28 protein-coding genes are annotated in these 26,618 nt (G+C 54.4%); 17 read left to right on the top strand and 11 right to left on the bottom strand.

Annotated features, from left to right (window positions below; translation table 11 throughout):
- Nucleotides 1-213: 213 nt before the first annotated feature.
- Nucleotides 214-723, bottom strand: a complete 510-nt coding sequence (locus FHP88_RS05710) for a thioredoxin family protein (protein WP_313957282.1) — start codon at nt 721-723, stop codon at nt 214-216.
- Here FHP88_RS05710 and hemB point away from each other — a divergent pair.
- Together hemB and aroE are read left to right on the top strand one after the other, a co-directional pair.
- Nucleotides 722-1,735 carry a porphobilinogen synthase gene (gene hemB, locus FHP88_RS05705; RefSeq protein ID WP_144358049.1) on the top strand — a complete coding sequence of 338 codons (1,014 nt, stop codon included), beginning with the start codon at nt 722-724 and terminating at the stop codon, nt 1,733-1,735. The genes FHP88_RS05710 and hemB overlap by 2 nt on opposite strands.
- A gap of 79 nt (nt 1,736-1,814) precedes the next feature.
- Nucleotides 1,815-2,633 (top strand): shikimate dehydrogenase, encoded by an 819-nt coding sequence (aroE, locus tag FHP88_RS05700; RefSeq protein ID WP_144358048.1) that lies wholly within the window; start codon nt 1,815-1,817, stop codon nt 2,631-2,633.
- Between the two features lie 692 nt (nt 2,634-3,325).
- Here aroE and FHP88_RS05695 read toward each other — a convergent pair.
- Entirely contained in the window at nt 3,326-3,862 is a 537-nt protein-coding gene (locus FHP88_RS05695) for a gamma carbonic anhydrase family protein (protein WP_144358047.1), read from the bottom strand.
- A 176-nt stretch (nt 3,863-4,038) separates the two neighbouring features.
- Between FHP88_RS05695 and FHP88_RS05690 the strand changes: the two genes are divergently transcribed.
- The 3 genes from FHP88_RS05690 (at nt 4,039) to FHP88_RS05680 (ending at nt 6,164) form a co-directional block, all read left to right on the top strand.
- Nucleotides 4,039-4,515, top strand: coding sequence for a hypothetical protein (locus FHP88_RS05690; RefSeq protein ID WP_144358046.1), 477 nt, complete (start codon nt 4,039-4,041; stop codon nt 4,513-4,515).
- A 120-nt stretch (nt 4,516-4,635) separates the two neighbouring features.
- The gene (locus tag FHP88_RS05685; RefSeq protein WP_144358045.1) at nt 4,636-5,211 is read left to right on the top strand and encodes a LemA family protein; all 576 of its coding nucleotides are present in this window, start codon (nt 4,636-4,638) and stop codon (nt 5,209-5,211) included.
- Nucleotides 5,208-6,164: a hypothetical protein gene (locus FHP88_RS05680; RefSeq protein ID WP_144358044.1), complete on the top strand. Its 957-nt coding sequence runs from the start codon at nt 5,208-5,210 to the stop codon at nt 6,162-6,164. Before FHP88_RS05685 ends, FHP88_RS05680 begins: the two co-directional genes overlap by 4 nt.
- Here the strand turns inward: FHP88_RS05680 and FHP88_RS05675 are convergent.
- Nucleotides 6,142-7,017, bottom strand: coding sequence for a methylated-DNA--[protein]-cysteine S-methyltransferase (locus FHP88_RS05675; RefSeq protein ID WP_260843170.1), 876 nt, complete (start codon nt 7,015-7,017; stop codon nt 6,142-6,144). The two genes, FHP88_RS05680 and FHP88_RS05675, sit on opposite strands and share 23 nt — an antisense overlap.
- Before the next feature lie 171 nt (nt 7,018-7,188).
- Between FHP88_RS05675 and FHP88_RS05670 the strand changes: the two genes are divergently transcribed.
- The 6 genes from FHP88_RS05670 (at nt 7,189) to FHP88_RS05645 (ending at nt 13,452) form a co-directional block, all read left to right on the top strand.
- Nucleotides 7,189-7,671, top strand: coding sequence for a hypothetical protein (locus FHP88_RS05670; protein ID WP_144358042.1), 483 nt, complete (start codon nt 7,189-7,191; stop codon nt 7,669-7,671).
- 61 nt (nt 7,672-7,732) lie between these two features.
- Nucleotides 7,733-8,266, top strand: a complete 534-nt coding sequence (locus tag FHP88_RS05665; RefSeq protein ID WP_144358041.1) for a MerR family transcriptional regulator — start codon at nt 7,733-7,735, stop codon at nt 8,264-8,266.
- A 94-nt stretch (nt 8,267-8,360) separates the two neighbouring features.
- Nucleotides 8,361-10,394 carry an oligopeptidase A gene (prlC, locus tag FHP88_RS05660; protein ID WP_144358040.1) on the top strand — a complete coding sequence of 678 codons (2,034 nt, stop codon included), beginning with the start codon at nt 8,361-8,363 and terminating at the stop codon, nt 10,392-10,394.
- Entirely contained in the window at nt 10,391-11,254 is an 864-nt protein-coding gene (locus FHP88_RS05655; protein ID WP_144358039.1) for a TIGR04211 family SH3 domain-containing protein, read from the top strand. The genes prlC and FHP88_RS05655 overlap by 4 nt, the downstream gene beginning before the upstream one ends.
- Before the next feature lie 24 nt (nt 11,255-11,278).
- The gene (gene ubiD / locus FHP88_RS05650; protein WP_144358038.1) at nt 11,279-12,757 is read left to right on the top strand and encodes a 4-hydroxy-3-polyprenylbenzoate decarboxylase; all 1,479 of its coding nucleotides are present in this window, start codon (nt 11,279-11,281) and stop codon (nt 12,755-12,757) included.
- A 65-nt stretch (nt 12,758-12,822) separates the two neighbouring features.
- Nucleotides 12,823-13,452, top strand: coding sequence for an AAA family ATPase (locus FHP88_RS05645; protein WP_144358037.1), 630 nt, complete (start codon nt 12,823-12,825; stop codon nt 13,450-13,452).
- A gap of 3 nt (nt 13,453-13,455) precedes the next feature.
- Here the strand turns inward: FHP88_RS05645 and FHP88_RS05640 are convergent, their stop codons facing one another.
- Nucleotides 13,456-14,331, bottom strand: a complete 876-nt coding sequence (locus tag FHP88_RS05640; RefSeq protein WP_144358036.1) for an SDR family oxidoreductase — start codon at nt 14,329-14,331, stop codon at nt 13,456-13,458.
- 65 nt (nt 14,332-14,396) lie between these two features.
- Here FHP88_RS05640 and FHP88_RS05635 point away from each other — a divergent pair, with 65 nt between their 5' ends.
- Nucleotides 14,397-15,410, top strand: a complete 1,014-nt coding sequence (locus FHP88_RS05635; protein WP_144358035.1) for a CDP-6-deoxy-delta-3,4-glucoseen reductase — start codon at nt 14,397-14,399, stop codon at nt 15,408-15,410.
- Nucleotides 15,411-15,466: 56 nt separating this feature from the next.
- On the opposite strand, the gene FHP88_RS05630 is transcribed toward FHP88_RS05635, so the two are convergent.
- The 4 genes from FHP88_RS05630 to hemC all read right to left on the bottom strand — a co-directional run bounded on the left by FHP88_RS05630 (nt 15,467) and on the right by hemC (nt 19,928).
- Nucleotides 15,467-16,762 (bottom strand): heme biosynthesis protein HemY, encoded by a 1,296-nt coding sequence (locus tag FHP88_RS05630; protein WP_144358034.1) that lies wholly within the window; start codon nt 16,760-16,762, stop codon nt 15,467-15,469.
- Nucleotides 16,759-17,937, bottom strand: coding sequence for a uroporphyrinogen-III C-methyltransferase (locus FHP88_RS05625; protein ID WP_144358033.1), 1,179 nt, complete (start codon nt 17,935-17,937; stop codon nt 16,759-16,761). Before FHP88_RS05625 ends, FHP88_RS05630 begins: the two co-directional genes overlap by 4 nt.
- A gap of 263 nt (nt 17,938-18,200) precedes the next feature.
- Nucleotides 18,201-18,992, bottom strand: a complete 792-nt coding sequence (locus FHP88_RS05620; protein ID WP_144358032.1) for a uroporphyrinogen-III synthase — start codon at nt 18,990-18,992, stop codon at nt 18,201-18,203.
- 9 nt (nt 18,993-19,001) lie between these two features.
- Nucleotides 19,002-19,928, bottom strand: a complete 927-nt coding sequence (hemC, locus tag FHP88_RS05615) for a hydroxymethylbilane synthase (RefSeq protein WP_144358031.1) — start codon at nt 19,926-19,928, stop codon at nt 19,002-19,004.
- A gap of 170 nt (nt 19,929-20,098) precedes the next feature.
- Here hemC and FHP88_RS05610 point away from each other — a divergent pair, with 170 nt between their 5' ends.
- Complete coding sequence (locus tag FHP88_RS05610; RefSeq protein ID WP_144358030.1) at nt 20,099-20,995, top strand: sensor domain-containing diguanylate cyclase; 897 nt, start codon at nt 20,099-20,101, stop codon at nt 20,993-20,995.
- 29 nt (nt 20,996-21,024) lie between these two features.
- Here the strand turns inward: FHP88_RS05610 and FHP88_RS05605 are convergent, their stop codons facing one another.
- Together FHP88_RS05605 and FHP88_RS05600 are read right to left on the bottom strand one after the other, a co-directional pair.
- Nucleotides 21,025-21,762 (bottom strand): LytR/AlgR family response regulator transcription factor, encoded by a 738-nt coding sequence (locus FHP88_RS05605; RefSeq protein ID WP_144358029.1) that lies wholly within the window; start codon nt 21,760-21,762, stop codon nt 21,025-21,027.
- The gene (locus FHP88_RS05600) at nt 21,759-22,808 is read right to left on the bottom strand and encodes a sensor histidine kinase (RefSeq protein WP_144358028.1); all 1,050 of its coding nucleotides are present in this window, start codon (nt 22,806-22,808) and stop codon (nt 21,759-21,761) included. The genes FHP88_RS05605 and FHP88_RS05600 overlap by 4 nt, the downstream gene beginning before the upstream one ends.
- Before the next feature lie 160 nt (nt 22,809-22,968).
- On the opposite strand from FHP88_RS05600, the gene argH reads away from it, so the two are divergent.
- The 4 genes from argH (at nt 22,969) to FHP88_RS05580 (ending at nt 26,118) form a co-directional block, all read left to right on the top strand.
- Nucleotides 22,969-24,354, top strand: coding sequence for an argininosuccinate lyase (gene argH, locus FHP88_RS05595; protein ID WP_144358027.1), 1,386 nt, complete (start codon nt 22,969-22,971; stop codon nt 24,352-24,354).
- A 184-nt stretch (nt 24,355-24,538) separates the two neighbouring features.
- Entirely contained in the window at nt 24,539-25,342 is an 804-nt protein-coding gene (locus tag FHP88_RS05590) for an enoyl-CoA hydratase (protein ID WP_144358026.1), read from the top strand.
- 7 nt (nt 25,343-25,349) lie between these two features.
- Complete coding sequence (locus FHP88_RS05585; RefSeq protein WP_260843169.1) at nt 25,350-25,757, top strand: HIT domain-containing protein; 408 nt, start codon at nt 25,350-25,352, stop codon at nt 25,755-25,757.
- Nucleotides 25,750-26,118: a nucleotide pyrophosphohydrolase gene (locus FHP88_RS05580; protein ID WP_144358024.1), complete on the top strand. Its 369-nt coding sequence runs from the start codon at nt 25,750-25,752 to the stop codon at nt 26,116-26,118. The genes FHP88_RS05585 and FHP88_RS05580 overlap by 8 nt, the downstream gene beginning before the upstream one ends.
- Nucleotides 26,119-26,130: 12 nt before the next feature.
- On the opposite strand, the gene FHP88_RS05575 is transcribed toward FHP88_RS05580, so the two are convergent.
- Nucleotides 26,131-26,544, bottom strand: a complete 414-nt coding sequence (locus tag FHP88_RS05575; protein ID WP_186297625.1) for a hypothetical protein — start codon at nt 26,542-26,544, stop codon at nt 26,131-26,133.
- Nucleotides 26,545-26,618 lie beyond the last annotated feature (74 nt).

Below are 26,618 nucleotides of genomic sequence, written 5' to 3'. Positions count from 1 at the left end.
TTACTGAACCATGAGCCCTGTATCGGTTGCCACACTGAATAACTGAAGCACTTTTTCTGAGGTAGTTAAAAAACAGAATAGGCTTCTTGAATTCGTAAATATAAAGACGTGATGTGCATAAGTTTAATCCTCGGCACAGGTGCGCACCCGCACCAATCCCCTACCTGCTTGTAGGAATATTCAGAAAGATGTAGAGGTGGAACTCTACCCAGCTTAACGCCAGTGCTGGTCAATCCATTCCTCAATCCAGTGACTGGCCCGCGCACCACTGAAACGCCCTAACTCCTCATGTTTATGAAACAGAATCACAGTGGGAAAACCGCGTAGCCGATAGTGACCGGCCAATTTCATATTGTCATCCACCTCTACCTTGGCCAGAAGAATCTGACCTCCATAGGCCCCGACAGTCCTTTCCAGAGCCGGCGTCAGGGCAAGACAGGGAGAACACCATTCCGCCCAGAAATCAACCAGGATCGGCTGTCCCTCCGAAGCTTGGAGCACCCGCTCTTCAAATCCATCCACGTCCACATCAAAAACATAGGGTGACTTCTGCATACTGCTCTCCACTGAATTACTGCGAGGGATAATGTCATTGCCCTTCAAAAAACCGGGAAAAAGATACCACATCTGTTTGGTGCCGCGCAGGGTGGTGCGGTATCGTATGGGCCTAATTCCAATACGAGTGTCGAGACACGCAACACTGCACGCCGGAGCATCACCCATGCAGAGCAAAACCGCACTATCCGCCCGCTACCCCGCTGCACGTCCCCGTAGAATGCGCAGGGATGATTTTTCCCGCCGCCTGATGCGCGAGAACAATCTGACTCCAGCCGATTTCATCTATCCGGTCTTTGTGCTGGAAGGGAGTGGTGAACGCGAGCCTGTCAGCTCCATGCCCGGCGTCGAGCGAATGAGTATCGATTTGCTGGTTAAGGAGGCAAAGGCCGCCGCTGCACTCGGTATTCCGGCCATGGCGCTGTTTCCCGTGACGCCGCAAAGTGCCAAATCGCTGGATGCCGCTGAGGCGTTTAATCCCGATGGGCTGGCCCAGCGGGCCGTGCGCGCCCTGAAGGATGCCGTGCCTGAACTGGGCGTGATAACCGATGTGGCACTGGATCCCTTCACCACCCACGGTCAAGACGGTCTGCTGGATGACACCGGCTATGTGATGAACGACGAGACTGTTGAAGTATTGGTGAAACAGGCCGTATCCCATGCCGAGGCTGGCGCCGATATCGTAGCCCCCTCCGATATGATGGATGGGCGCATTGGTGCAGTTCGGGAGGCCCTGGAATCAGCGGGGCAGATACACACACGGATACTCGCTTATTCAGCAAAATATGCCTCCAGCTTCTACGGCCCGTTCCGGGATGCCGTCGGTTCTGCGGCCAATCTGGGGGGTGGCAACAAATACACCTACCAGATGGACCCCGCCAACAGCGATGAAGCCCTGCGCGAGGTTGAGCTGGATCTGAACGAAGGGGCTGACATGGTGATGGTCAAACCCGGCATGCCCTACCTGGATATTGTGCGCCGGGTGAAAGAGAACTTTGGTGTACCCACCTATGCCTATCAGGTCAGTGGCGAGTATGCGATGCTTAAGGCCGCCTCGATCAATGGCTGGCTGGATGAGCGGGCCGTGGTGATGGAGTCCTTGCTCTGCTTCAAACGGGCCGGGGCCGATGGCATTCTCACTTACTTTGCCCGACAGGCCGCTGAATGGCTGAACGAGTAGCATCCCTTTCGCGGGCCACGGAATCAATACTGACTCTAACCCTTTTGAATACGACATCTTTCCAACAAAAAAACAGACCATGACCGATCGCTATGCCGTCATTGGCAATCCCATTGAACACAGTAAATCACCACTGATTCACACCGCATTTGCCCAGCAGACCGGAGAATCACTCACCTATGAACGACTGCTCGGTAAGCTAGGCGGTTTTGAAGCGGATGTCCGAAACTTCTTCGCCACCGGAGGATGTGGGCTTAACGTGACCGTCCCCTTCAAGGAACAGGCCTGGGCACTGTCAGACGAAAGGAGCCTAAGAGCCGAGAGTGCCGGTGCGGTAAATACGCTGATTCAACTCGAAGATGGCCGCATCCGGGGCGATAACACCGATGGAGCCGGGCTGGTAAGGGATCTTTCCGTCAATCACGGCTATCTGCTGAGTGGCTGTCGCATCCTCCTGTTAGGTGCTGGCGGGGCCTCGAAGGGTGTGGTCAGGCCATTACTGGAGTGTGGCCCCGAAAAACTGGTCATTGCCAATCGCACCGCAGGGAAGGCGCGGCAGCTTGCCGATGCGTTAGGGTCGTTAGGCCCTGTTGAGGGGATTGGACTGGATGAGCTGGATGGTCGCCAGTTTGATCTCATCATCAACGGCACAGCAGCCGGATTAACAGGCGAGGTGCCTCCGCTTCCAGATAACCTGCTGGCCCCCGGTGGCTGGACCTACGACATGATGTACGGCAGCGAACCCACCGCCTTTGTACGTTGGGGCCAGCAACACCGCGCCACCCGGGCACTGGATGGGCTGGGGATGCTGGTTGAACAGGCGGCCGAGTCGTTTTTCTTGTGGCGTGGTGTGCGGCCGGAGACGGCTGAGGTGATGGCTCAGCTAAGGGCAATGTAAGTATTCACTTTTTTATGGAGACTGAAAACACTGAGTTAAGCCTCATTCACTCACCACTATTCTATCCCGAAATCAAGACTGTAATTTTAATCTGTATCGCTACGCGATTTTTATTTCTATGGGGGTCCCGGCCCCCTTCGCCGGGTTGCTTTTACGGGTAAAAGTAACCAAAACCCTCGCTCCACCACACCACACCTTCGGGGTTCCCTGCGTTTCTCGCCAGGTACGGGGCGCGTATAACTCGCCGCCATCAAGGCGGCTCAAACAGATACGCGCCTTATTCCGTACCCGGCTGCGATACTCGGTGGCGTGGAAGTCGCAAAGCGGTGGGTAACCACTTGCTATTCTTTTTTCAAATCAAGAAATTAACAGTGATGTCACCCTCGACTTTTTCCCCTTCCGGCCTGTCGAGCATCGCAGGGGGGAGCGGAAACAAGCGCTAATTTGTCTGAGCCGCTTTAGCGGCGAGTTTATTAGCGCGCCGCTCACCCCGAGAAGCACAGAGAACCCGAAGGGCAGGACGATGGGGAGAGACTTTTGGGTACTTTTGGTCACAAAAGTACCTCGCAAAGGCTGGAGGCCGTGTGAAATAAAAACTTGGAAGAAGTAGCAGCGAAAGGGGGCCGGGACCCCATTTATCAAGATCGTGTAGCGACACAAAATCCCCTAGAAAATACAGAAACTACCTATCATCACCCACCCGTCCGATATTTCTCCGCCAACTTCACATAATGCCCCGGCACATAAGCCAGAAAAGCCAGCTCATCATCCGTCAGCTTGCGCAACCGCTTGGCCGGTGAGCCACACCAGAGATAACCACCCTCCAGCCTCTTTCCTTCGGTCACCAGACTACCTGCTGCCAGGATGATATCCGATGCCAGCTCAGCCCCATCCATCACTATGGAACCCATACCGATCAGACAGCGGTCACCGATGGTACAGCCATGCAGCAGCACTTTGTGCCCTGCGGTCACATCACTCCCGATAATCAGTGGGTGCCCATTGGGAGAAGCTGGATTGGCGTGGGTCACATGCAACACACTGCCATCCTGAATATTGGTACGTTGACCGATACGGATACGATTCACATCGCCCCGGATCGCTGTCATTGGCCAGATGGAAGCGTGATCACCGATCTCTACATCACCGATAACGACAGCGGTTGGATCGACCCAGACCGAGTCACCCAGCTTGGGCATGGTGCCGTCAAAGGAACGGATATTAGACATGATGATCTCCTGTTTAAACGAGCTAAAGGGCTTGCGGAGGTAGTCTACTTGTTCGTCCACAAGAACAAAACCAACAGTAATCACTCAGGTTGTGTAACTGGAAACAAAGCACCCAAACACGCTATGCTGAAGTCGGTTCAAGTGTTTGACCTGGAATGATGATCTAAGGGGGTTGAATGGCGCAAAGCAATCCACAGAGCCTGGAGTTTAGGGAACTAGACGGTGACAGGATCTGGCCATCCGCCGGATACAGTCGCCAGATAGAGCGCCTGAAGCAATCCATCGGTAAGCAGATCTATCTGGTGGAGTTAAAACCAGAGGCTATCAACATGGGCATTCGCTTCTCGGATACGGCCTATGAGCTGGTCGATGTTATCGACTTCCCCCGACCCGATCCGGCCCAGGGGATTGCCCCACACCTGATCCTGCTGGATGATGGGCGCGGCATTAATCTGGGTCGTATCGCCCGCATCACCATCGACACCCCCTACAGCCCACCGGAAGAGAATATCCTCTACCAGGAGTCCTTCCTGATGGAGAGCCTGCTGCTCAGAGAGCGGCGCCTGAGCCACACCTCTATAGCCGAACGCTCAAAAATCCTGCTGGGACGACTACTGGGCAAACCGATCGACAAGCGGCTCACTCGGGATTAAACAACCCGAATCTGCTCAGTGAATCACGCCTGGTTCAACCGCTATCCGCAAGCCACTTTTAAAAACCATTTGAATGGTATAGTTTTCGGCTAACCAAACCGACACCACTGGAGAGACGTCATGGAAATCAGCTCACTTGTCACACTGGGCATCATTGTTGCTGTCGCCGTCTATGCGGTAATTATCTACAACGGCCTCGTCACGCTTAAACATGGCGTCACCAAGGCATGGGCCAATATTGATGTACTGCTGAAACAGCGCCATGACGAACTCCCCAAGCTGGTGGAGACCTGTAAACAGTATATGCAGTATGAGCAGGAGACACTCGAGCGTGTGATGCAGGCCCGGGCCGCTGTATCCAGTGCACGTGAGCAGGGGGATATCGGCGCCCTGGGTGGTGCCGAGAGCCAGTTACGGCTGGGCCTGGGTAATCTCTTCGCCGTAGCCGAGGCCTATCCCGATCTGAAAGCCAACGAAACCTTCCAGCACCTGCAGACGCGCATCTCCGGCTTGGAGAACAGCATCGCCGACCGGCGCGAGTACTACAACGAGAGCGTTAACAACAACAATGTCCGTATTGAGCAGTTTCCTGATGTGATCCTGGCACGGATGTTCAATTTCAAATCGGCCGAACTACTGGAGTTCACCGAGGAAGAGAAGAAGGATGTAGATCTGAAGTCTCTGTTTAACGGATGAGTATCAGCGAGCAGTTGCTTCATCTCTCCCAGGTGGAGTTCTGGGCGCTCACCCTATTCTGTTGTGGTGTTGCCCTGGCCAGTTTCTATTTCACCTTTCGCTGGTTGACCCGGGCGCGCCTGATAGAAAATGCCCCAACAGCCAAGATACGCTCCGCCCAGCAGGGCTATGTTGAACTGGTGGGAAATGCCCGGATCATGGCAGGTGAGCCGATCAGCGCCCCTCTTACCGGAACGGCCTGCTGCTGGTACCGTTTCAAGATCGAAAAACGCGGGGATAAAAACTGGCATACGATTGAGAGTGACACCAGTGACGAGATCTTTGTGCTGGAAGACGAAACCGATCACTGCCTACTTGATCCAGAGGGGGCAGAGGTCACGCCCAGTGATCGCAGCGTCTGGTATGGCAATGAGCGCTACCCGGTCAACCGCCAACCGGACAAACAGCGGATAGCGCGGACACCCCTGTTCAAACTGCTTGGTCTGCTGAATAGCGAACTGGGGAGTGGGCGTTATCGCTATACCGAAGAACGGATCTACCACGGCGACCGGCTTTACACCATTGGCCAGTTCAAGAGTCTGGATGAACTGGACCATTGGCAACACAAAACCGAGCTCATGCGGGAGCTGTTACGCCAATGGAAGCAGGATCGGATCGAGCTGTTGAGCCGATTCGATCTGAATGGTGATGGCCAGATTGATGCACGAGAGTGGGGACTGGCACGCAAGGCGGCTGAAACTCAGGCGCGCATGGCCCATGCCGAACAGCAGCGCAATCTGATCCAGCACCGCCTGGGGTCACCGGAGTCGGCCAGATTTCCATTTCTGCTTTCGACCCTCCAGGAATTCGAGCTGGTACGCCGTTATCGACTGAAAGCGGCTGGCGCCATCAGCCTGTTTTTCATTGGAGGGATTGCCGCGCTCTGGTTGCTCAGCTTACGTCTTGCATCCTAGCTCCGCGGGAGGCCTCCCAGCCCAGCAGCGCCATTTTACGCGCCACTCCCCAACGATACCCACCCAGCTCGCCCGTACCACGCAGCACCCGATGACAGGGAATCAATAGGGCAACAGGATTGGCGCCAATCGCGCTCCCGACGGGTCGCGACGCCTTCTCCTGACCAATGCTCCGTGCAATCGCCTGATAACTGCTGACACTACCCTCTGGAATCGATAACAGGGCCTGCCACACCTTGATCTGAAACTGAGTACCCCGCAGCAGCAACTGTAACGGCGCATGCGCCTCCGCACCTGGAAACAACTGTGTCATTACCTCCTGTGTAGCCTCTGGATCATACTCAAATTCACTCAGCGGCCACTCGGCCCTAACCATCATCAGTGCCTGCTCTTTTGCGGCCAAACCGGGTTCAACAAAGCGCACACCACAGATTCCCCGTTGCGTCTTCAGGATCAGCACTTCGCCAAATTGGCAGGCATGGAAGCCATACCGAATCGTCAGATCAGCACCTAGACGCTTGTATTCACCGGGCGTCATTCCCTCCAGGGTGATGAACTGATCGTGCAGACGACTGGTCCCCGAAAGGCCAACTGTCAACGAAGCATTCATCAGGGAATCACCTTGTCGCAGCAGAGACTTGGCATGTTCAACCGTCAAAAAGGAGATAAACCGCTTGGGTGTAACACCGGCCCAACGAACAAACAGACGCTGAAAATGGTACGGGCTCAATCCCACATGTGCAGCCAACTGGTCCAGATTGGGCTGCTCAAATCGGTGCTGCTGGATATAGGCAATCGCCCGGGCAACGCGCTGGTAATCAGTCGTCTGCTCCTGACTTACCGTGCTTTCCACAACCTTATCCATATTTTCTCACATCCCCAAAATTTGGTCCGGCATAAAACTAACCCGTTCGGCCCGACAAAACGACCCATTTCTTGCTGTGATACCGCTCAGCGCTTTACCTGACTATAACTTTACAGTTTAGGCTAACCCCCTACTTCAGCCGCCACAAGCGAGGGCATCATGCCGACAAACCATCTGCGCGTCACAAAAAGCTATCGACAAACCATCCAGGCCTCCCCGGAACAGGTCTTTCCCCTGCTCTGTCCTGTTCGCGAGAAAGAGTGGCTGGCCAATTGGCACTATCAGATACTCTATTCTGAATCGGGACTGGCAGAGTCAGGGGCCATTTTCTCAACCCCTGAGGAGGACGGTCTACAGGCATACTGGGGCATCGTCAGGCGCGATCCTGAGTCCGGTGAAATAAGCTTTGTTAAAACTATCCCTGACAGGAGCATCACCCAATTGGATATTCAGGTTTCATCAGGTGAACAGGCCCAACAGAGCTGGGTAGATATCCGTTACTGTCATACTAGCTTAAACAAAAAAGGGGATGAGCTGGTCAAAAGCATCACCGATCAGGTGTTTAACAAACGGCTGAAATTCTGGGAAGATGCCATGAACCACTTTCTTGCAACCGGAGCTCAGTTACAGCCCCCCATCTAAGCCGATAGAGTTGGCCTCAAGATAAGCTAAACTGAGGCCAACCTACCCCCTGGAAATAGCTATGTTGACCATCGGGAAAGTGAGTCGTCGCTTCGGCCTCTCACGTACAGCACTGATCTACTATGACAAGATTGGCCTGCTGAAACCGGCTGGCCGTTCAGCGGCCAATTACCGTCTTTACACAGAAAAAGATCTCCTCAAACTGGAAAAAATCCATCAGTTCCGACAAGCCGGCATTCCTCTGGAACAGATTACCCAGCTCCTGCATACCGATTCACCCATGACTATCTCCACTTTAGAGCTTCGTCTACACCAACTGAACCGGGAGATAGACGGGCTTCGCGAACAGCAGCAAGTGATCGTCAATCTGCTACAAAACCATACCCTGCTCTCAAACACGCACAACATGACCAAGGCACGCTGGATTGGGCTACTGCGCTCTGCAGGCATGAGCGACGAGGCAATGCAGCAGTGGCATGTCGCTTTTGAGGCCGGGTCACCCGAGATCCATGAGGCCTTTCTGCAATCCCTGGGGATTACCCCAAAAGAGATCGAACAGATTCGTGCCTGGGCTAAAAAAGGCATCTCCCGCTAACGTCAATCGAAGCTATAAGCCATGCTCACCCCCCTTGCCGATTTATGTCAGAATAGGCGCTAAATGCTGCAACCCAATAGAGAACCTGTACACCATGGATAATCCCCTACTCCATCTGGAGGGCCTGCCGCCCTTCTCAATAATCCGTCCTGAGCATGCCGAGTCGGCTATCGATCAGCTATTGGCTGAGAGTCGTGCCCTGACCGAAAAGCTGCTCGCGCAGACACCCCCTTTCACTTGGGAAAATCTGGTGGAGCCGCTGGAGATTATGGAAGACCGTATCAACCGCTCCTGGTCGCCAATCAGCCACATGAACGCGGTGGTCAACAGTGATGAATTGCGCAAGGCGTATAACGCCTGCCTGCCGAAACTCAGTGATTACGGTACTGAAATGGGTCAGAACGCCGCGCTCTATGCCGCCTACAAATCGGTCGCTGAAACGGATTCGACACTGGATGCCGCCCAGCGCAAGATGCTGGAAAACGCCTTGCGAGACTTCCACCTCTCCGGCGTCGACCTGCCTGAAGATAAGAAAAAGCGTTATAAAGAAATCAGTCAGAGCCTCTCCAGCCTAACCAGCAAATACAGTGAAAACGTCCTGGATGCCACCAATGCCTGGAGCAAGCTGATCACCGATGAAAGTGAACTGGCAGGCCTGCCCAAGAGTGCCCTGGGCCTTGCCCGGCAAACCGCCGAACAGCGCGGGCAGAACGGTTGGATGCTGACCCTGGACTTCCCCTCCTATATGCCGGTGATGACCTACGCAGAAAACCGTGAGCTGCGCCGGGAGCTGTACGAGGCCTATTCCACCCGTGCCTCCGATCAGGGTCCTGATGCCGGCAAATGGGACAACAGTGAGATCATGGAGCAGATCCTGCAGCTGCGTCATGAACAGTCACAGATTCTCGGATTTGAGAATTATGCCGAACGCTCTTTGGCCCGCAAGATGGCCCCCAGCACCGACCGGGTGGTCGAGTTCCTCACGGACCTGGCGGAGAGATCGCGCCCCCAGGCATTGAAAGAGTTGGAAGAGCTCAAGGCATTCGCCCAGGAACAACACGGCGTCAGCGAATTGGAGGCGTGGGATATCGGTTTTTATGCCGAAAAATTGCGCCAGCACCGCTACGCCATCACGCAAGAAGAGCTGAAACCCTACTTCCCGGAAGGACAGGTGCTATCAGGGATGTTTGCCGTGGTGCAGCGACTCTATGGCATCCAGATCAGTCAGGTTGAGGTGTTCGACAGCTGGCACCCGGATGTCCGTTTCTTCGAGATACGGGACGCGGAAGGCCATCTGCAGGGTCAGTTCTATCTCGATCCCTATGCGCGTCAAAACAAACGGGGTGGCGCCTGGATGGATGAGTGCATCGTGCGCATGTTCACCCCCAGCTGTGACCAGATCCCGGTCGCCTATCTGGTCTGCAACTTCTCCCCGCCGCTGGGAGATAAACCGGCGCTCTTCACCCATAATGAGGTGGAGACCCTGTTCCATGAATTCGGCCACGGCCTGCACCACCTGCTGACCCGGGTCGACTATCCGGGCGTAGCCGGTATCAACGGCGTCGCCTGGGATGCGGTGGAACTGCCCAGCCAGTTCATGGAGAACTGGTGCTGGGAGCGCGAGGCACTGGACCTGTTCGCGGCCCATTATGAGAGCGGCGAAAAACTGCCCGACGAGCTTTATCAGAAGATGACCGCTGCCAAAAACTTCCAGTCTGGCATGCAGATGGTGCGGCAACTGGAGTTCAGCCTGTTTGATTTCCGCATGCACCGGGAGTACGACCCTGCACAGGGTGGCCGAATCTATCCGATTTTGGCTGAAGTTCGGAATCAGGTCTCCGTCCTCATTCCACCCGCCTTCAACCGCTTCGCCCATGGCTTCTCCCACATCTTTGCCGGCGGCTATGCCGCGGGTTACTACAGCTACAAATGGGCTGAAGTGCTATCGGCTGATGCCTTTTCGCTGTTTGAAGAGCGCGGTATCTTTGATCATGAGACAGGCGCTTCCTTCTTGCACAACGTGTTGGAACAGGGTGGATCAAAGGATGCCATGGAGTTGTTTGTTGCTTTCCGGGGCCGGGAACCTCAGGTCGATGCACTGCTTCGGCACAGTGGAATAAACGCATGACTCGTAAGCACTTGCAAAAGCTGATTATCGGGCTACTGATTGGACTGTTGATTGGCACGGCCCAGGCTGCACGTATCACCGACAAGCTGTTGGCCGGTCTCTATGACGAGCCGGACGCCACTACCGCACCTATCCGGGTTGTGCCCAGTGATACCCCACTGGAACGGCTTGAGAAACAGGGCGATTTCACCAAGGTCAGATTGGGCGATGGCACAGAAGGCTGGGTAGAGAGTCGCTTTATTACTGACGAAAAACCGGCCCGTATCATGTTGCTGGAGCTGCAGGTCAAAAACAGCGAACTGCAACAGAAACTCAGAGAAGCCAACAAAGAGCTGAGCGCACTGGGCCAGACCGAAACGGATGCCAACGACACTCAGCCCGACCCCGAGATTGCCGAGTTGAAACGTCAGCTAGCCGACGCCAAGGCGGAGATAGACCTGCTGAAGCGGGAGGTAACTCCACCTGCTGCACAACCCGATAAAGAGAATGAGAAGCTGAAGCAACAGGTGCTTAGTCTTGAGCAGGCACTTGAAGCGAGCAGGCAGGAAGCCAAGGCCGCACTGGAACAGGCCAAGCAGATCCCGGCTGTACTCCCAGCACAACCGGCAAAAAGCGCTGAACTGGTGCAGATGGAACAGACTAATTTGAGGCTTCAGCAGCAGTTGGATCAGATAGCCCAGATTGTTAGAACAGAGCATTCCTATACAGATGAATCACCGGCGATGGTCGAGCAAAGCGGCATCCGCCTGAACGCTTGGCATCTTCCCGTTATATTACTCGCCCTGCTGCTCAGTTTTATTGGTGGTGTGGCGTTTAAAAACTACAGACTGGCCAAACGCTATGGCGGCTTCCGGATCTAAGCGAGCACTATTGAAAACAAGCCTATGAAATATTCGGATCTGCGAGACTTTATTCAGCAACTGGAGGCTCAGGGAGAGCTGCAGCGTATCTCAGTAGAGGTTGATCCCTATCTGGAGATCACTGAGATCTGTGACCGCACCTTGCGAGCGGGAGGCCCGGCGCTACTGTTTGAGAACGTCAAGGGTTCCAAGCACCCCCTACTGGGAAATCTGTTCGGCACACCCCGACGGGTTGCACTCGGCATGGGGGAAGAGTCGGTCGAGGCCCTGCGGGAAGTCGGTAAACTGCTCGCTATGCTGAAAGAGCCGGAGCCCCCCAAAGGGATGAAAGATGCTTGGGCCAAGCTGCCGGTGTTTCGGAAAGTACTGGATATGGCGCCGAAAGAGGTCAAAAATCCGCCTTGCCAGGCCGTTGTTATTCAGCAGGACCAGATTGATCTCGCCCAGTTACCCATCCAGACCTGCTGGCCGGGCGACGCGGGACCACTCATCACCTGGGGCCTGGTAATAACCCGAGGGCCGGAAAAGAGCCGGCAAAACCTCGGCATCTACCGGATGCAGGTAATCGGTAAAAACCGGGTCATCATGCGCTGGCTCTCTCATCGTGGCGGGGCACTGGATTTCCGTGACTGGCAGCAGCGTCACCCGGGTGAACCCTTTCCAGTCAGCGTCGCACTCGGTGCCGACCCGGCAACCATTCTTGGTGCCGTCACCCCGGTACCGGACAGTCTCTCCGAATATGCCTTTGCCGGACTGTTACGCGGTAGCCGCACCGAGGTCACGCGCAGTCTGACCAACGATCTGCAGGTCCCGGCCTCGGCTGAGTTCGTCCTCGAAGGTTACCTCTATCCGGATGATCAGGCACCCGAGGGACCCTTTGGTGATCACACTGGCTATTACAATGAGGTCGACAACTTTCCGGTATTCACGATCGAGCGCATCACCCATCGGCGAAATCCGATCTACCACAGCACCTATACCGGACGGCCGCCCGATGAGCCCGCTATTCTGGGTGTCGCACTCAATGAGGTATTCGTACCCATACTGCAGAAGCAGTTCCCAGAGATTGTTGACTTCTACCTGCCCCCCGAAGGGTGCTCCTACCGCATGGCCGTGGTTTCAATGAAAAAACAGTACCCCGGTCACGCCAAACGGGTGATGTTGGGTATATGGTCATTCCTACGGCAATTCATGTATACCAAGTTTGTAATTGTCACAGATGATGATGTCAATGTGCGTGACTGGAATGACGTCATCTGGGCCATGACCACCCGGATGGATCCAGCCAGAGATACCACGATGATTGAAAACACACCGATCGACTATCTCGACTTCGCCTCACCCGTATCGGGCCTTGGCTCCAAGATTGGATTCGATGCCACCAATAAATGGCCGGGAGAAACCCAACGAGAGTGGGGACACCCTATTGCAATGGATGATAAGGTTAAACAGCATGTGGACACGATTTGGCAATCATTGGAAATTAAGCTCCCGAGTGATTGAATCTCCCCAGGGGTCTGAGGCTATAATTACGTTCTACTGAAAACAATAAATCAGGAGGAGTGAAGATGCGGACCATCATGTTGATGAATGCCAAAGGGGGTTGCGGAAAGACCACACTGGCGACCAATATCGCCACTTGGTTTGCCGATGAAGGCGCTACCGTCGCTTTGGCAGATTTTGATCCGCAAGGCTCTTCACTCGACTGGCTTGACGCTCGCCGTGACTATGAAGGGATACCGGTGATCGAAGGCATTGATGGCACCCGTGGCCCAGTGAAGCCGGCCAAGGGGACAGACTACCTGATCATGGACGCCCCCGCTGGAACCCACGGTCCTGAGATCAACCGTATGCTGAAACAGGTTGAATCACTGATCATCCCGGTTCTGCCCTCACCCATCGACATGCGTGCCTGCCGCCGATTTCTTGATGAACTGCTGGCCAGTGGACGGGTATCTCGAAAACAGACACGCATCGCCATCGTGGCCAATCGGGCACGGGAAAATACCCTGATCTACAAGCAGCTTGAAGATTATCTCGCTCATCAGGAGTTACCTTTCCTGACCCATCTACGGGAGAGCCAAAACTATATCCGTGCCGCCGAGCGAGGCTTAGGCATTTTTGAGATGGCCCCCTCACAGGTATGGCAGGATATCGAGCTGTGGGACCCAGTCCTGGAATGGCTGGAGAAAAAGTAGCCTTCAGTTTTCAGTCCGGCAGCCCGCCAAGCCACTCTGAAGATCTGGATAACGCAAGACGACGCCAAGTTCGTCGCGTAGCTTGCGGCTTTCCAGACGCCGGGACTCCTGCAGATAAGAGAGCATACCCGCCGATAACTGGGTACCCGCCTCTTCCAGTGAAATTTGTGTGGGCCTGGGCAGGCCCGCCCAGTCGGCCACCTGATTGAAATAATCGGTCATGTTGCCCGGCGAGCCATCACTCACATTGTAGATCTCGCCATTGACCCCTCTCGACATGGCTGCCACACAGACCTGCACCAGATCGGTGATGTGAATACGATTGGTATAGGGTGCCTGTGACTCTGCAACCGTGGGCTCCTGCCGTTTCAGCCGAGCAAGTGGCAGCTTTTCCGGTCCATAAATACCCGCCACCCGCAGGATGACCAGCTCACCTCCTGTTGCCTGGCTCCAGGCCCTGAAGCGTTGCTCAGCATCCCATCGGCGTTTGGCCCGGTCAACCACCGGATGGGCCGGGCGCGTCTCATCAACCCAGACGCCCCCACAGTCACCATAGACGCCTGTTGTACTGAGATAAACAATCCGCCGTGGACTATTCGTACTGTCCAGCCCCTCCAGAAGCCGTCTGACCCGCGTCTCATCAGTACCCGATTTGGGTGGCGGGGCAAAGTAAAATAGCTCCACACCCTGAAGCTCGTGCTGCGCTGTTGAGTCCTGATCGAGATCCAGGAGCTGTCCGGTAATTCCGGCGGCCTGAAGCGCTTCGGCACTGCGGGCTGTCCGTACCACGCCGGTCACGACATCACCCCTTTCCAGGTAGAATTTTGCGACCTTTGTTCCCAGGTAACCACAGCCTATAATCACTTTATGCGTCGTCATTTTTGTATTTCGCAGTAAAATAGTAGAGAATTTCACGATACCCTAATGAATGTTGAAGGAATTTTATGAGTTTTAATGTGACAGTTGAACCCAGTGGCCATACTTTTACCACAGAAATGGGGGAAAGCATTTTGGAAGCGGCCGATCGCCAAGGCATATCGCTCCCCTACGGCTGCCGGAATGGCGCCTGTGGCAGTTGTGCCAGCATCCTGGTTTCAGGGACTGTGATCTATCCCGATGGGGATGAAGATCTGGTCAGCGACAAGCCCGATGATTATTGCCTCACTTGTCAGGCCATACCCAGCAGTGATGTCACCATTAGGGCCCATGAAATTGAGGATGAAGCGGATGAAGAGGTCCGTAACTTTGTCTGCTCCGTAGAGCAGATGGACAAGTTGTCCCATGACGTGATGCGGGTCTACCTGCGCCTGCCAGAGAACGAACGACTCAAATACCTGGCCGGTCAATATCTCGATTTTATTCTGGAAGATGGCCGCCGTCGCGCCTTTTCCATAGCCAATGCCCCTCATGATGATGAGTTGATTGAACTGCACATCCGCCATGTACCCGGCGGTGAGTTCACCGACTACGTGTTTGATGAGATGCAGGTCGGCAACGAACAGAAGATTGCCGCACCGATGGGTGGCTTCTATCTACGGGAAGAATCAAAGCGCCCGATGGTGTTCATGGCAGGCGGCACGGGGTTTGCCCCATTGAAAGCGGTTATTGAGCACTGCTTCTATACCGGTGACAGACGGCCAATCCATCTCTATTGGGGCGTTCGCAGCAAACAGGATCTCTACCTGGGCGCGCTGGCCGAGGCTTGGTCCAGGGCACATGCCCATCTCACCTTTACGCCGGTCCTGTCCGAACCTGATGACGACTGGGAAGGTGAACGGGGATTTGTCCATGAAGCGGTGTTACGGGATCACCCCGATATGAGCCCGTTTGATCTCTACATGAGTGGCCCACCTGTGATGATTTTCTCTGCCCGAGACGCCTTTGTCGAGGCAGGCCTGGATGCCAACCGGATGTATTCCGATGTCTTTGAGTGGGCTCAGGATAATCCCAACAAATAAACAGACTGAAACAACACAGGGGCCTCTCGACCCCTGTGTTGACTGAAGCACCTCGCTCAACCCTGCTGTTTACTCACGACCTCAAGCTTGGGCGTTTCCTGTTTGGCCTCACCCTCTTCCTGTTTTCCAGCAGGCAATTTAAGTGAAGCCGGTAACTCCAACAATCCATGATGGTCGCTGTTCAGTTCTAGCCCCGCTTTAAAACAGGTGAGTGCCTTATCCTTCTCATCCATCTTCTCAAGCAGAGCGCCTAACGCTCGATAGGCCGCCGTACTCGGCTCAATCCCGATACTGGCCTCCAGATAGGTTCTCGCCTTACCCCACAGCTTATTACGCAAGCAGAGTCGACCAAGGGTCAGCAACAGGAGGGGGTTGCGTGAACGATCTTTCAGCCACCCTTCTGCCACCGATAATTGACGTGCGGAATCTTCTGCTGGCACACGCCCATAAAGCTCCACCAGATCATCACTCCAGTGCCGATTGATGGCGTCACGGAGTAGGCGCTCCACTTGGGTATGTTCATCGCGATTCATCAGATGATTGACATAGGGTGTAATCATCTCTTCTTTGGCCCGTACGGCAGATGGAATACGATTCCAGGCCGCCTGTAGTTGGGTCAAATTCTCATCCTGAGCGGCTACTGTCAGTTGGTTCTGATAGACCCGCAACTCCAAGACCGATAGCTCATCGGGATTGATCACTTTGCGCTTCTTCAGTTCTGGCAACAATTGCCCCATCTCCTGCCAATCCCCCAACCGCTGATAGAGCTCTTTCAGCAATTTCAGCACATGAGTATGGCGCGGTGCGATCTCTTTCAGATGTTTCAGAGTTGCCAGTGCCTGCTCAAGCTGCTCATGATCCAATTGCAGCTCGGCCTGGGTCAAGCCAACCGCCACATCGGCTTCCGGCATACTTTCGTGGGCTAACTGAAGATAATGATCCCGTCGATCATGGGCGTTCTGTTGTTGGGCAGAGCGTGCCGCTGCCAGGTAATTCAGCAGGGGTGTTTCTGATCGTCCGGCAAATCGGACCAGATCTTTTTCCGCCCTTTTCCAGTTGCCTTCCGACAACTCCACCAAACCGATGGTAAGTGCCTTACGCGCCCGCTTTGCACCACGCTGTTCACGCCAATCGTGAATCTTTTTTGGGGTCGCTCCAATACGGGAAAGAATACGCAGTGCCAGGTAGAGGACACCGAACATCAGCAGATTCATCAGCAGAAAAAAGGCCAAGCTGCCTTCTACAGTCCACTCACCATAACCCAGGAGGATATAACCATTATCCTCCTTCACTGCCAGGGCCAAAATGACCGAGACTGCCAGTCCAAGCAGTCCTAATATCAAAATTCTCATTGGGCGCCCTCTTCTCCAGCCGCCTTCATGCGGGCCTGCAATGCCGTCAGCGAGCTGGAGATATCCGGTAACTGTGGTCTGACATTGACCGCTTCAAGGGCCGCTATCTCTTTCTGAATAGCCTGGGTCGAGGTGGCTTCGGCGTCAAAAAAGTCGCCTATCCAGGTCGCGGCCTGTTTCAGACTGGTGCTGTAGAGTTCCGGATCACCCTTAAGCAAAGCCAAACGTGCGGCCTCGAGTTGCAGCTCCAGGTTTTTATAGACAAAAAACTGCTGCTCGGGCGGTAGCATCGCACTCACCGGCTTGTCTCGATGACGAATCACCATCACTGATTTGAAGCCTTCCCAGCCATCCTTCAGCAGGGTATCAAGACTGCGCTCGCCTTCAGACGATGAGCCCTTGGCTTCATCCGGCTGGGAAGGCGTGTACTCGAGCCCAACCATTTTTAAAGCATTGACTTGGCCAATCAGCCCGGTAATCCGGGCCGAAAGTCCCACTCTATCAAGATGACCTGCCGACTTTAGGCTTGCTATCTCATTGGCCAACGTCTCCCGCACCTCGATTAATCCAGGATCTCCCGTATCGCGCAGCCTGCTATCGGCCGTTTCTAATGCGGCAATAGCCGTATTGACATCGCGCTCCAGCTTCAGACGATGGTTGGCGATTCGCATCAGGTATTCTGCTTCAGCGGCCATCCAGGCATTGCTGGTTCGACCGACTTTGCTATAAACCGACTCCAGCGACTGTTTCATTTCGCTCGCCTGTCGGCTCAAGCGATCACGTTCATCGGTCAATTTTTGATCTTGAGCTGCCAGGGCACCCTGTTGGGTGGCAATCTCACGCTTCTGCTCTTCAAACGCCTTTTCAACCGTGGACAGTTGGCTTTGCAACACTTGCTGCTGCTCTCCTGCCTTGCCTAACGCCTGATTCATCTGCGCTAAAGAGCCCTTCAGTGAAGCCGCATACTGATAGCCATAGCCGAGGGTGCCAAAGACCAGAATAATCGCAATCACGGCCAGAATCAGTGGCAGCTTCGGGGCGCCACTTGCTGTACTTTTCTCAGGCTTCTCCTTTAGCGGTGTCGACTCAATAATCTCAGCATCTTCAATCTGGGCTTCCACATCCAGCGCTGTGGTTTCATCCATTCCTGGATCTTTTGCATCTTTATTGCTCATTCACTCTTCCGTCTTGCTTGTGTTGCAACCGGCTGACCCGGTTGATAGAGATTGGATATTGGGTGCCACACGCACTCGTTGACAAATAGGTGCGGGGAAAAGGCGCCGCCTCTACAGCAAGTCAGGTCGCTGATCCCTCAATCTAGTCTAGCAAAGGACGCTGGCAACACATGCATCCAGACTCGCAAAAAATCGGCCTTTCCCTATGACTATACCACCCGCCATAGACCGAACCGGACTTCAGTTTCCCCAGCCCCGATCGGTTAATTCCGGTTGCTGACCCACTGGCAGATCGCCTTTATCAGGTCCTGCTCATCGGCACCGGGTGCCAGAATGATCTGACTGCAGCCCAGTTCACGCGCATGCTGGCGCATCCTGTCACTCACCACAACCATTGGGGTCTGCAGTAGCAGGGGCCGACCCTCAACACCCAATAGTGTAAAGAGATTGTCCAGCAGGATATTGCTAGTGACCGTGACCACATCCACATCATCGGCCCAACGATAGATCAAATTATCCGGTTCCAATGTTGGACAGGCACGCTGATAGACCTCAACATGATCAACAACAGCACCACGCTTTGAGAGCTCCTCACCCAACAGCTCCCGGCCTCCGTTTCCTCGTAAAATCAGGATGCGCTTACCTTGCACATCCCTGAGCTCCGGTGTCTCAAGCAGTCCTTCACTATCAAACGACTCTTCAGGCACCACATCCACCGGATAGCCAGATTCGGCCAGTGTCTGAGCCGTGCGTTTGCCAACAGCCGCCAGCGCCACACCTTCAGGAAGCTCCTGATCTGGTGCCCACTTAAGTCCCCAAAGCACCGCATTTGGGCTGATGAAAATGGCAATATCATAGCGGGAGAATTGCTCAAGTTGCCGTGTTACCGCTCCTGGATCAGGAGGATCCAGTATCTCAACGGTGGGAAAACGCAGGGGCAATCCATCCTTGGCTGCAATCAATCGGCAGAGCGTTGCCGCCTGATGCGTGGCCCGTGTCACCAGCACACCGATACCGGCCAGACTGCACTCTGAATTCGACGAAAGAAAGGACATCTAAGTTACTCAGTTTTCGTAGAGATGCTTAAGCACTTGATCAGCGCCCTGTCCCAAAAGATCTTCAGCCAACGCGATCCCCAGGGATTCCGCCTCGGATGCCGGGCCACTGATCTCGGCACGCATGACGCGACTGCCATCGGGCTCACCCACCAGCCCCCGCATAAAGAGTTTGTCATGATTGAGAATCGCGAACCCCGCTATGGGGACTTGGCAGCCACCCATAAGACGATTATTCATGGCACGCTCCGCTGTAACACAGCATGCTGTCTCTTCATCGTGTAGCGTCTGTATCAGGGCATTAACCCGCGCATCATCCGTGCGACATTCAATGCCAATGGCACCCTGACCAATCGCCGGCAAGCTCTGCTCGGTTTCTAAAAAAGAAGTAATGCGGTGCTGGAAACCAAGGCGCTTTAAGCCTGCGGCCGCCAGGATGATGGCATCAAACTCACCCTCATCAAGCTTGCGCAGACGTGTATTTACATTCCCCCGTAGCGGTGCAATTTTCAGATCAGGCCGTACATCTGCCAACTGGCACTGCCTTCTGAGACTTGAAGTCCCGACCACTGCGCCTTCGGGTAACTGATTCAGGCTATCATAGGTGTTAGAGACGAAGGCATCCCGAGGGTCTTCGCGCTCCATGATGATCGCCAGATGCAGACCTTCCGGCAGTTCAACCGGGACATCCTTCATGGAGTGAACCGCAATATCCGCCTGACCCTCCAGCATGCCCTGTTCCAGCTCCTTAACAAACAGCCCTTTACCGCCGATCTTGGCCAGCGGCGTATCCAGGATTTTGTCTCCCTGCGTGCTCATGCCCACCAGCGCAATCTCCAGATCAGGATGGGCCTCACGCAGCAGTTTGGCGACATGTTCTGCCTGCCACATGGCAAGGGGCGACTTTCTGGTAGCGATACGGAGGAGCTGGGACATCGGTTAAATCTCGATTCAAAAGAGGGAATGCTATATTTTCTGGCTTATCCAGGCAAATACCAACCGATTTTTTCTTTAGATTATATATTCGCCAAATAATATGCCTTAAACTCTTAAGCTTTTGCCATATCGGTCGCTATCTGCTCCTAATATCAGACAATCTCACAATAATGGCCGTTAACTTGATTAATAACGAACTTGCGCTCATTTGTCCGGATCCGGTGATCGGAGTCGATCGGGCTGGCATTATCACCTTATTTAATCCTGCGGCCGAACGGTTGTTAGGCTATAGCAGCCAAGAGATGGTAGGGCAATTTCAGATAAGCCAGCTTTATGAATCGCCAGAATCCGCCCGCGAAATCAAAAGACTGATGTATTCGGAGGAGCTGGGCGAAAAAGGCCAGATCATTGGACACAAAGCCAAGCTCATCTCCAATAGTGGTACGGCTATCCCGATACAACTCTCTGCCTGCATACTCTTGGATCAGGGCGAAGAAACCGGAAGTGTTGGATTCTTCCATGACTTGACCGAAAGATTGGCATGGGAGCGTTCGTTGAAGCATCTATCAGTAACCGACAGCCTCACCGGATTGTTCAATCAGCGCCACTTCCACACCGTCCTCGGCCAGGAGATTGAACGCAGCAAACGCTATAAACACGCTCTGAGCCTGGTCTGTTTTGATCTCGATAACTTCAAATCGGTTAATGATCAATTAGGGCATATCGAGGGCGATCGGGCTTTGCGCTTTATCGGGGAAGCGATCTGTCGTGTGTTGAGACTAACCGATTTTGGATTCCGCTATGGCGGTGACGAGTTTATGATCATCCTGCCTGAGACGAGCCTGCAGAACGCGACCCATTTCACTAACCGATTGATAAGTTACTTCAATGAAAACCAGCCGAGTAATTTGATTGAGCTTGCACAGGAAACAGCGCCAGTTGCCCTCAGCATCGGCATAGCCGAGTACAGCGATGGCGAGCCACCCAATGTCTTTACCAAAAGGGCTGATCTCGCCATGTACCAAGCGAAAAAACAGGTCGGCTGTAGTACTATCCTGGCAGACTAACGCAACCCGATCACACCAATTAAGTGTATTTAGATTTTGCCACGCAGCAGCTTCCTGACCTCGGCGAGATGACGCCGACTGACCTCAAGTTCAGCGTCGCTGCCTGCCAGCATCACACTGCACCCACCAGCCGATAACTTATGCAGTCCGAGTAGCCGATCCCGTGCGATCAAGGCATTTCTGTGGATGCGAATAAAGCGTTCCGGATGGCGCTCTTCAAGTGATCGCAGCGACTCTTCCAGCAACGCCTCACCGCCAGTATGGCAGACCGTGACATATTTATGATCCGCCTGAAAGTAAATCACCTCGCTAAGTGGTATACGCTGTAGCCCACCGCGATAACTGACACTGATATAGCCCGCATCGGGCAATTCCTGCAGAGCTTGCAGGGCTTGTAGTTGTGGACGGTTCAGGGTCGCGGCCTTCTCAAGCGCCTTTTCCAGCCGCTCCCGGCGAATGGGCTTGAGTAGATAGTCGACGGCCTGTCGCTCAAAGGCCGCCAGGGCATGTTCATCATAGGCGGTGACAAAGATAACCGCAGGGGGGGCAGGAAAGCGTGCCAGATCAGCCGCGGCCTCCATACCATCCCGTCCTGGCATGCGGATATCCAACAACACCAGATCCACGTCCCCAGTCCGGCACCGTTGAACGGCATCGGTACCATTATCCGCCTCACCAACCACTCGATGGGGAGGGCCAATCTCCTCGATCAGACTCCTTAGGCGAGACCGGGCATGCGCTTCATCATCAACGATCAGGATTTTCATTGCTCTTTCCAAGGGTAGGGAAACACCACCCTAACCTGATGCTCACCATCCACATGACTAACACTGAGAGAAGCCTCTTCATCAAAAAAGCCCTGTAGCCGCTCACGAATATTATCCAAGGCCATGTGATTACCCGCACGACGCCCCTTTGCACCATCGGCAGGCAAGGTGTTGCGAATACTGATATTGACTCTTTTTCGACGGTAGCGACCCACAATCTGTATCTTGCCAGGCGCTGTCGACGGTTCTATGCCGTGATAGATCGCATTCTCCAACAGGGGTTGCAGTATCAAGGCGGGCAACTCGGCTTCCTCGGGTAGATCAAGCAGATCCCAGGTCACTTGTAACCGATCGCCCAGACGCTGCCCTTCAATACGCAAATAACCGCGACTCAGCTCCAACTCCTCCCCCAGTGTAGACATGCGCTGGGCATTAGAAAGTGATGCACGAAACAGATCCGATAAGTCATAAACCACCTCTTCTGCCAAAGTCGGATTACTCCGGGTCAGGCTCGCGATGGTATTCATGCTATTAAACAAAAAGTGTGGGCGTATACGTGACTGCAGGGCTTGCAAATGGGCCTTTGACTCGGCCTCGACCTGCAGACGCCAGCGATACTGGATAGACAGATAGTGCATCAATAAGGCCGACACCAAGGCACTGATGACCAAGCTCTTGAATAAAAAGTGCTCCCCATTGGGCATATCCAAAATCCAGATTGCCAACAGCCCAATCAGTAGCGTCACCAGAAGCAGCACCGACCAAGCGATCAATCCGGCAACCCAGGTCTTAAGGTGACTGATCCAGGGGCGGATCAGACAGATCATGGCGCTGCCTACTAGGGCGATCCACTGGATATAGAGCGAGCGCAGACTGAGATCACTGGCAAATGCCGACAACGACTCCAGCGAGGAGAGGGTCAGGATAACCGCCAGTAGCTCGGCCGAGACCACCACACCAAACACCATGCGAATGCTGCAGAAATTCGGCAGATAGGCCACCCTTATCTGCTCTGGCGTCTGTCTGCTTGTTCCTTTCTGGCCCATATCTCTCCTATGCAACTTAACCTGGTGGCAAATCCTGATACAATTGGTCCAATTCACATCAGCCCCATCTCTTCCGGGACACGGGTTAAGTTGTTATATCTTACACGCTACTATTAATGATCCATTAGCTTCTTGGTTCTCAAGCAGGAATATATATCACATGAGCGACAAAAAACTCTGGTCCGGGCGTTTCAGCGAACCGACAGACGCCTTCGTTGAGGCCTTCACAGCATCGGTAGAGTTTGATCAGCGCCTCTACCGCTATGATATCCAGGGCTCCATCGCCCACGCCACCATGCTGGCCAAATCTGGCATTCTAACGCTGGATGAGCGTGACGCTATCACAACCGGACTGGAGCAGATTCGAGATCAGATCGAATCCGGGAACTTCGAATGGTCCGTCGAGTTGGAAGACGTCCACATGAACGTGGAGTCCCACCTCACCAAGGCGATTGGTGACGCAGGCAAGAAACTGCATACCGGCCGCTCACGCAATGATCAAGTGGCTACTGACATACGGCTCTATATGCGCGACGAGATCGAGATCATCCGTACCGAGATCCTACGTCTGCAGCAGGCCCTGCTGGACACAGCTGAACGTGAGGCCGACACCATCATGCCCGGTTTCACTCACCTGCAAACTGCACAGCCAGTAACCTTCGGCCACCACCTGATGGCCTGGTTTGAAATGTTGGACCGGGATCGCGAGCGTCTGGCGGACTGCAACAAGCGGGTCAACATCATGCCATTGGGTTCCGCTGCCCTGGCCGGCACCACCTATCCAATCGATCGGCACTATACGGCAGAGTTGCTGGGTTTCGACCGCCCCAGTGAAAATTCTCTGGATTCGGTGAGTGACCGGGATTTCGCCATAGAATTCAGCGCCGCCGCCGCCCTGATCATGATGCATCTCTCCCGCATGTCAGAGGAGCTGATCATCTGGTCTTCCGCCCAGTTCAATTTTGTTGATCTGTCGGACAGCTTCTGCACCGGCTCTTCCATTATGCCGCAGAAGAAAAACCCCGATGTGCCTGAGCTGGTGCGCGGCAAGACCGGTCGTATCTTTGGCCACCTGATCGGCCTGCTCACCCTCATGAAAGGCCAACCGCTGGCCTACAACAAGGACAATCAGGAAGACAAGGAGCCGTTATTTGATACCGTAGATAACCTGAAAGGCTCACTCAAGGTGTTTGCCGATATGATCCCGGCCATAACCTGTAAACATCAGAGCATGCGCGAAGCCACCATGAAGGGCTTTGCCACGGCAACCGATCTGGCCGATTATCTGGTGCGTAAAGGGACCCCGTTCCGGGATGCCCATGAGGTAGTGGGCAAGGCCGTTGCACTGGGTGTGACCAAGGGATGCGATCTCTCAGATCTGAGCCTGAATGAACTGCAGGCCTTCTCTGACCAGATCACCGATGATGTATATGAGGTGCTGACCCTGGAGGGTTCGGTGGCGGCCCGTGATCACATTGGCGGCACCGCACCAGCCCAGGTGCGGGCGGCCATTGAACGCGCCCGCCAGCGTCTGGCCGCTGAGTAGCACTCGCCAGATACGGCTGAACCCGTTTAGCCGGTAGGGTGGGCACGTCTTTTGTGCCCACCACCACCTGCATCGCTCGCACGATGTAGGCGCATTTAACGTGCCCACCCTACAAACTCAAGGCTTACATTAACCGGCTCATTATCTGTATAGTTACCCGGGTAACCAAAAACGAGGGCAGCCCATGACATCAACCCAACAGACCGAGAACGAGAGCGCCTTGATACTGCGCGATGACCGGGAAGGCATCGCCTACCTGACCCTGAACCGACCCAACCAGTTCAACGCCCTCTCAGAGGAGCTACTGGAAAACCTACAAAAACAACTCGACGCGATTGCTGTGGATAAGTCAATTCGGGTGGTGGTACTGGCTGGCAATGGGCGCGCCTTCTGTGCCGGACATGACCTGAAGCAGATGCGCACCCAGAGCGAACGGGACTACTTTCAACAGCTCTTTACCCGTTGCGGTAAAGTGATGACCCGCATCAGCACTCTGCCTCAGCCGGTCATTGCCCGAGTACACAGCATTGCCACGGCCGCGGGCTGTCAGTTGGTCGCCTCCTGTGATCTCGCCATCGCCGAAGAGGGGGCGCGATTTGCCGTCTCCGGCATCAATGTAGGACTTTTCTGCGGCACCCCCAGTGTCCCGCTATCGCGAAACGTCGGCCGTAAACAGGCGATGGAGATGCTGCTGACCGGCGGCTTTATTTCCGCCCAGCAGGCTGCGGCAGAGGGATTAATCAATCGCGCCGTGCCACTGGACCAACTCGACGCCGAGGTCCTGAAATTGGCCCAGTCGATCTGTAACAAGTCGAGCGCGTCTATCGCCCTCGGTAAGGCGATGTATTACAAACAACTGGAAATGGGTGTTGAACAGGCCTATCAATTCGCCAGTGAGGCGATGGCAGACAATATGATGTTCAGCGATGTCGGCGAAGGCATCGATGCCTTCACCGAAAAGCGCCCGCCCAACTGGCAGGACCGGTAAACCGTCGATGTTCCAAATTCATCCGCGGCTTCTGGCCGACACCCTGCCGCTGTGTGGGTTGACGCTGTGTGAAGTACGGCTAATGAACGACCGACGCTTTCCCTGGCTGATCCTGATCCCCAAACGACCCGCTATCACCGCAGTGCACCAACTCAACCTGGCAGACCAGCAACAACTGATCAGCGAGAGCAGCCACGCTTCCATGGCGCTGGAACAGCTCTACACACCGGACAAAATCAATGTAGCGGCACTGGGCAATCTGGTGCCTCAGCTTCACTGGCACGTGGTAGCGCGGCGGTCAGATGATCCCTGCTGGCCAGGACCAATATGGGGATGCGGCCAACCCATCGCCTATACTGAGGCAGAGTGCGCCCACCATATCGCCACCTTACAGGCCTGGTTTAACGATGACTGAGACAACAAAAGACTCCCTTGATCAGCTCAACATACGACTACTGACCTTTGCACGGGAGCGGGATTGGGAACAGTTCCACTCACCAAAAAATCTGGCGATGGCGCTGATTGCTGAATGCGCCGAACTGGTCGAGCACTTTCAGTGGCTCACAGAAGCGCAGAGCCAGGAGCTTTCGCCGGATAAAAAAGACGAGGTAGCCATGGAGCTAGCGGATATCCTCATCTACACCATTCGCACGGCTGAACGACTGGACATTGACCTGATTGCAGCTGCCAATCGCAAGATTGAGATCAATGAGTCACGTTATCCTGCTCACAAGGTCTACGGGGACGCCCGACGGGCCGACGAATATAAGGAGTAGCACTTGAGGGAGTCAGCGCATCCAGCTCAATAGTCGCAGAATGGCCTTTGGTTTACGCCGGTGCTGCTCCAACCAGCCCAACTGAGCCTCCGCCTGACTAGCCACCAATACCGCCTCGGGTACCCGCGCCCGGATCGCCTCAAACAGTTTCAGCGTGACCCCCTTGCCTTGCCGATGACTGACCCAGAGTAAATTCAGCTTCAGATTCAGATCCGCAAACACCACCTGATCCGCGTGCAGCTCAAATAGCTCTTTCAGCGCATCGAGTACCTGCTCTCGCCGGACACTTGGCTCTCTTTTGAGGCCAGGAATCAGCAGCATAAAATCATTCAGATATTTTCCAGAAGGGTCGACGGTAGGCACCCTACGCCAGAGTGGGCGACCGGGCAGTAGCTGCTGATCCTGATCAATGATTCGTAGCGTCATTACTCATCCACATAATTTTGGCATCAGTTGAAACCTACTATAGACGATTTAATGCAGTCAGATCTAAAGTTTGG

The organism is Sedimenticola selenatireducens (genome assembly GCF_007625115.1).
Taxonomy (GTDB): Bacteria; Pseudomonadota; Gammaproteobacteria; order Chromatiales; family Chromatiaceae; genus Sedimenticola; species Sedimenticola selenatireducens_A.
This window is presented reverse-complemented; position numbering and strand designations above follow the sequence as displayed.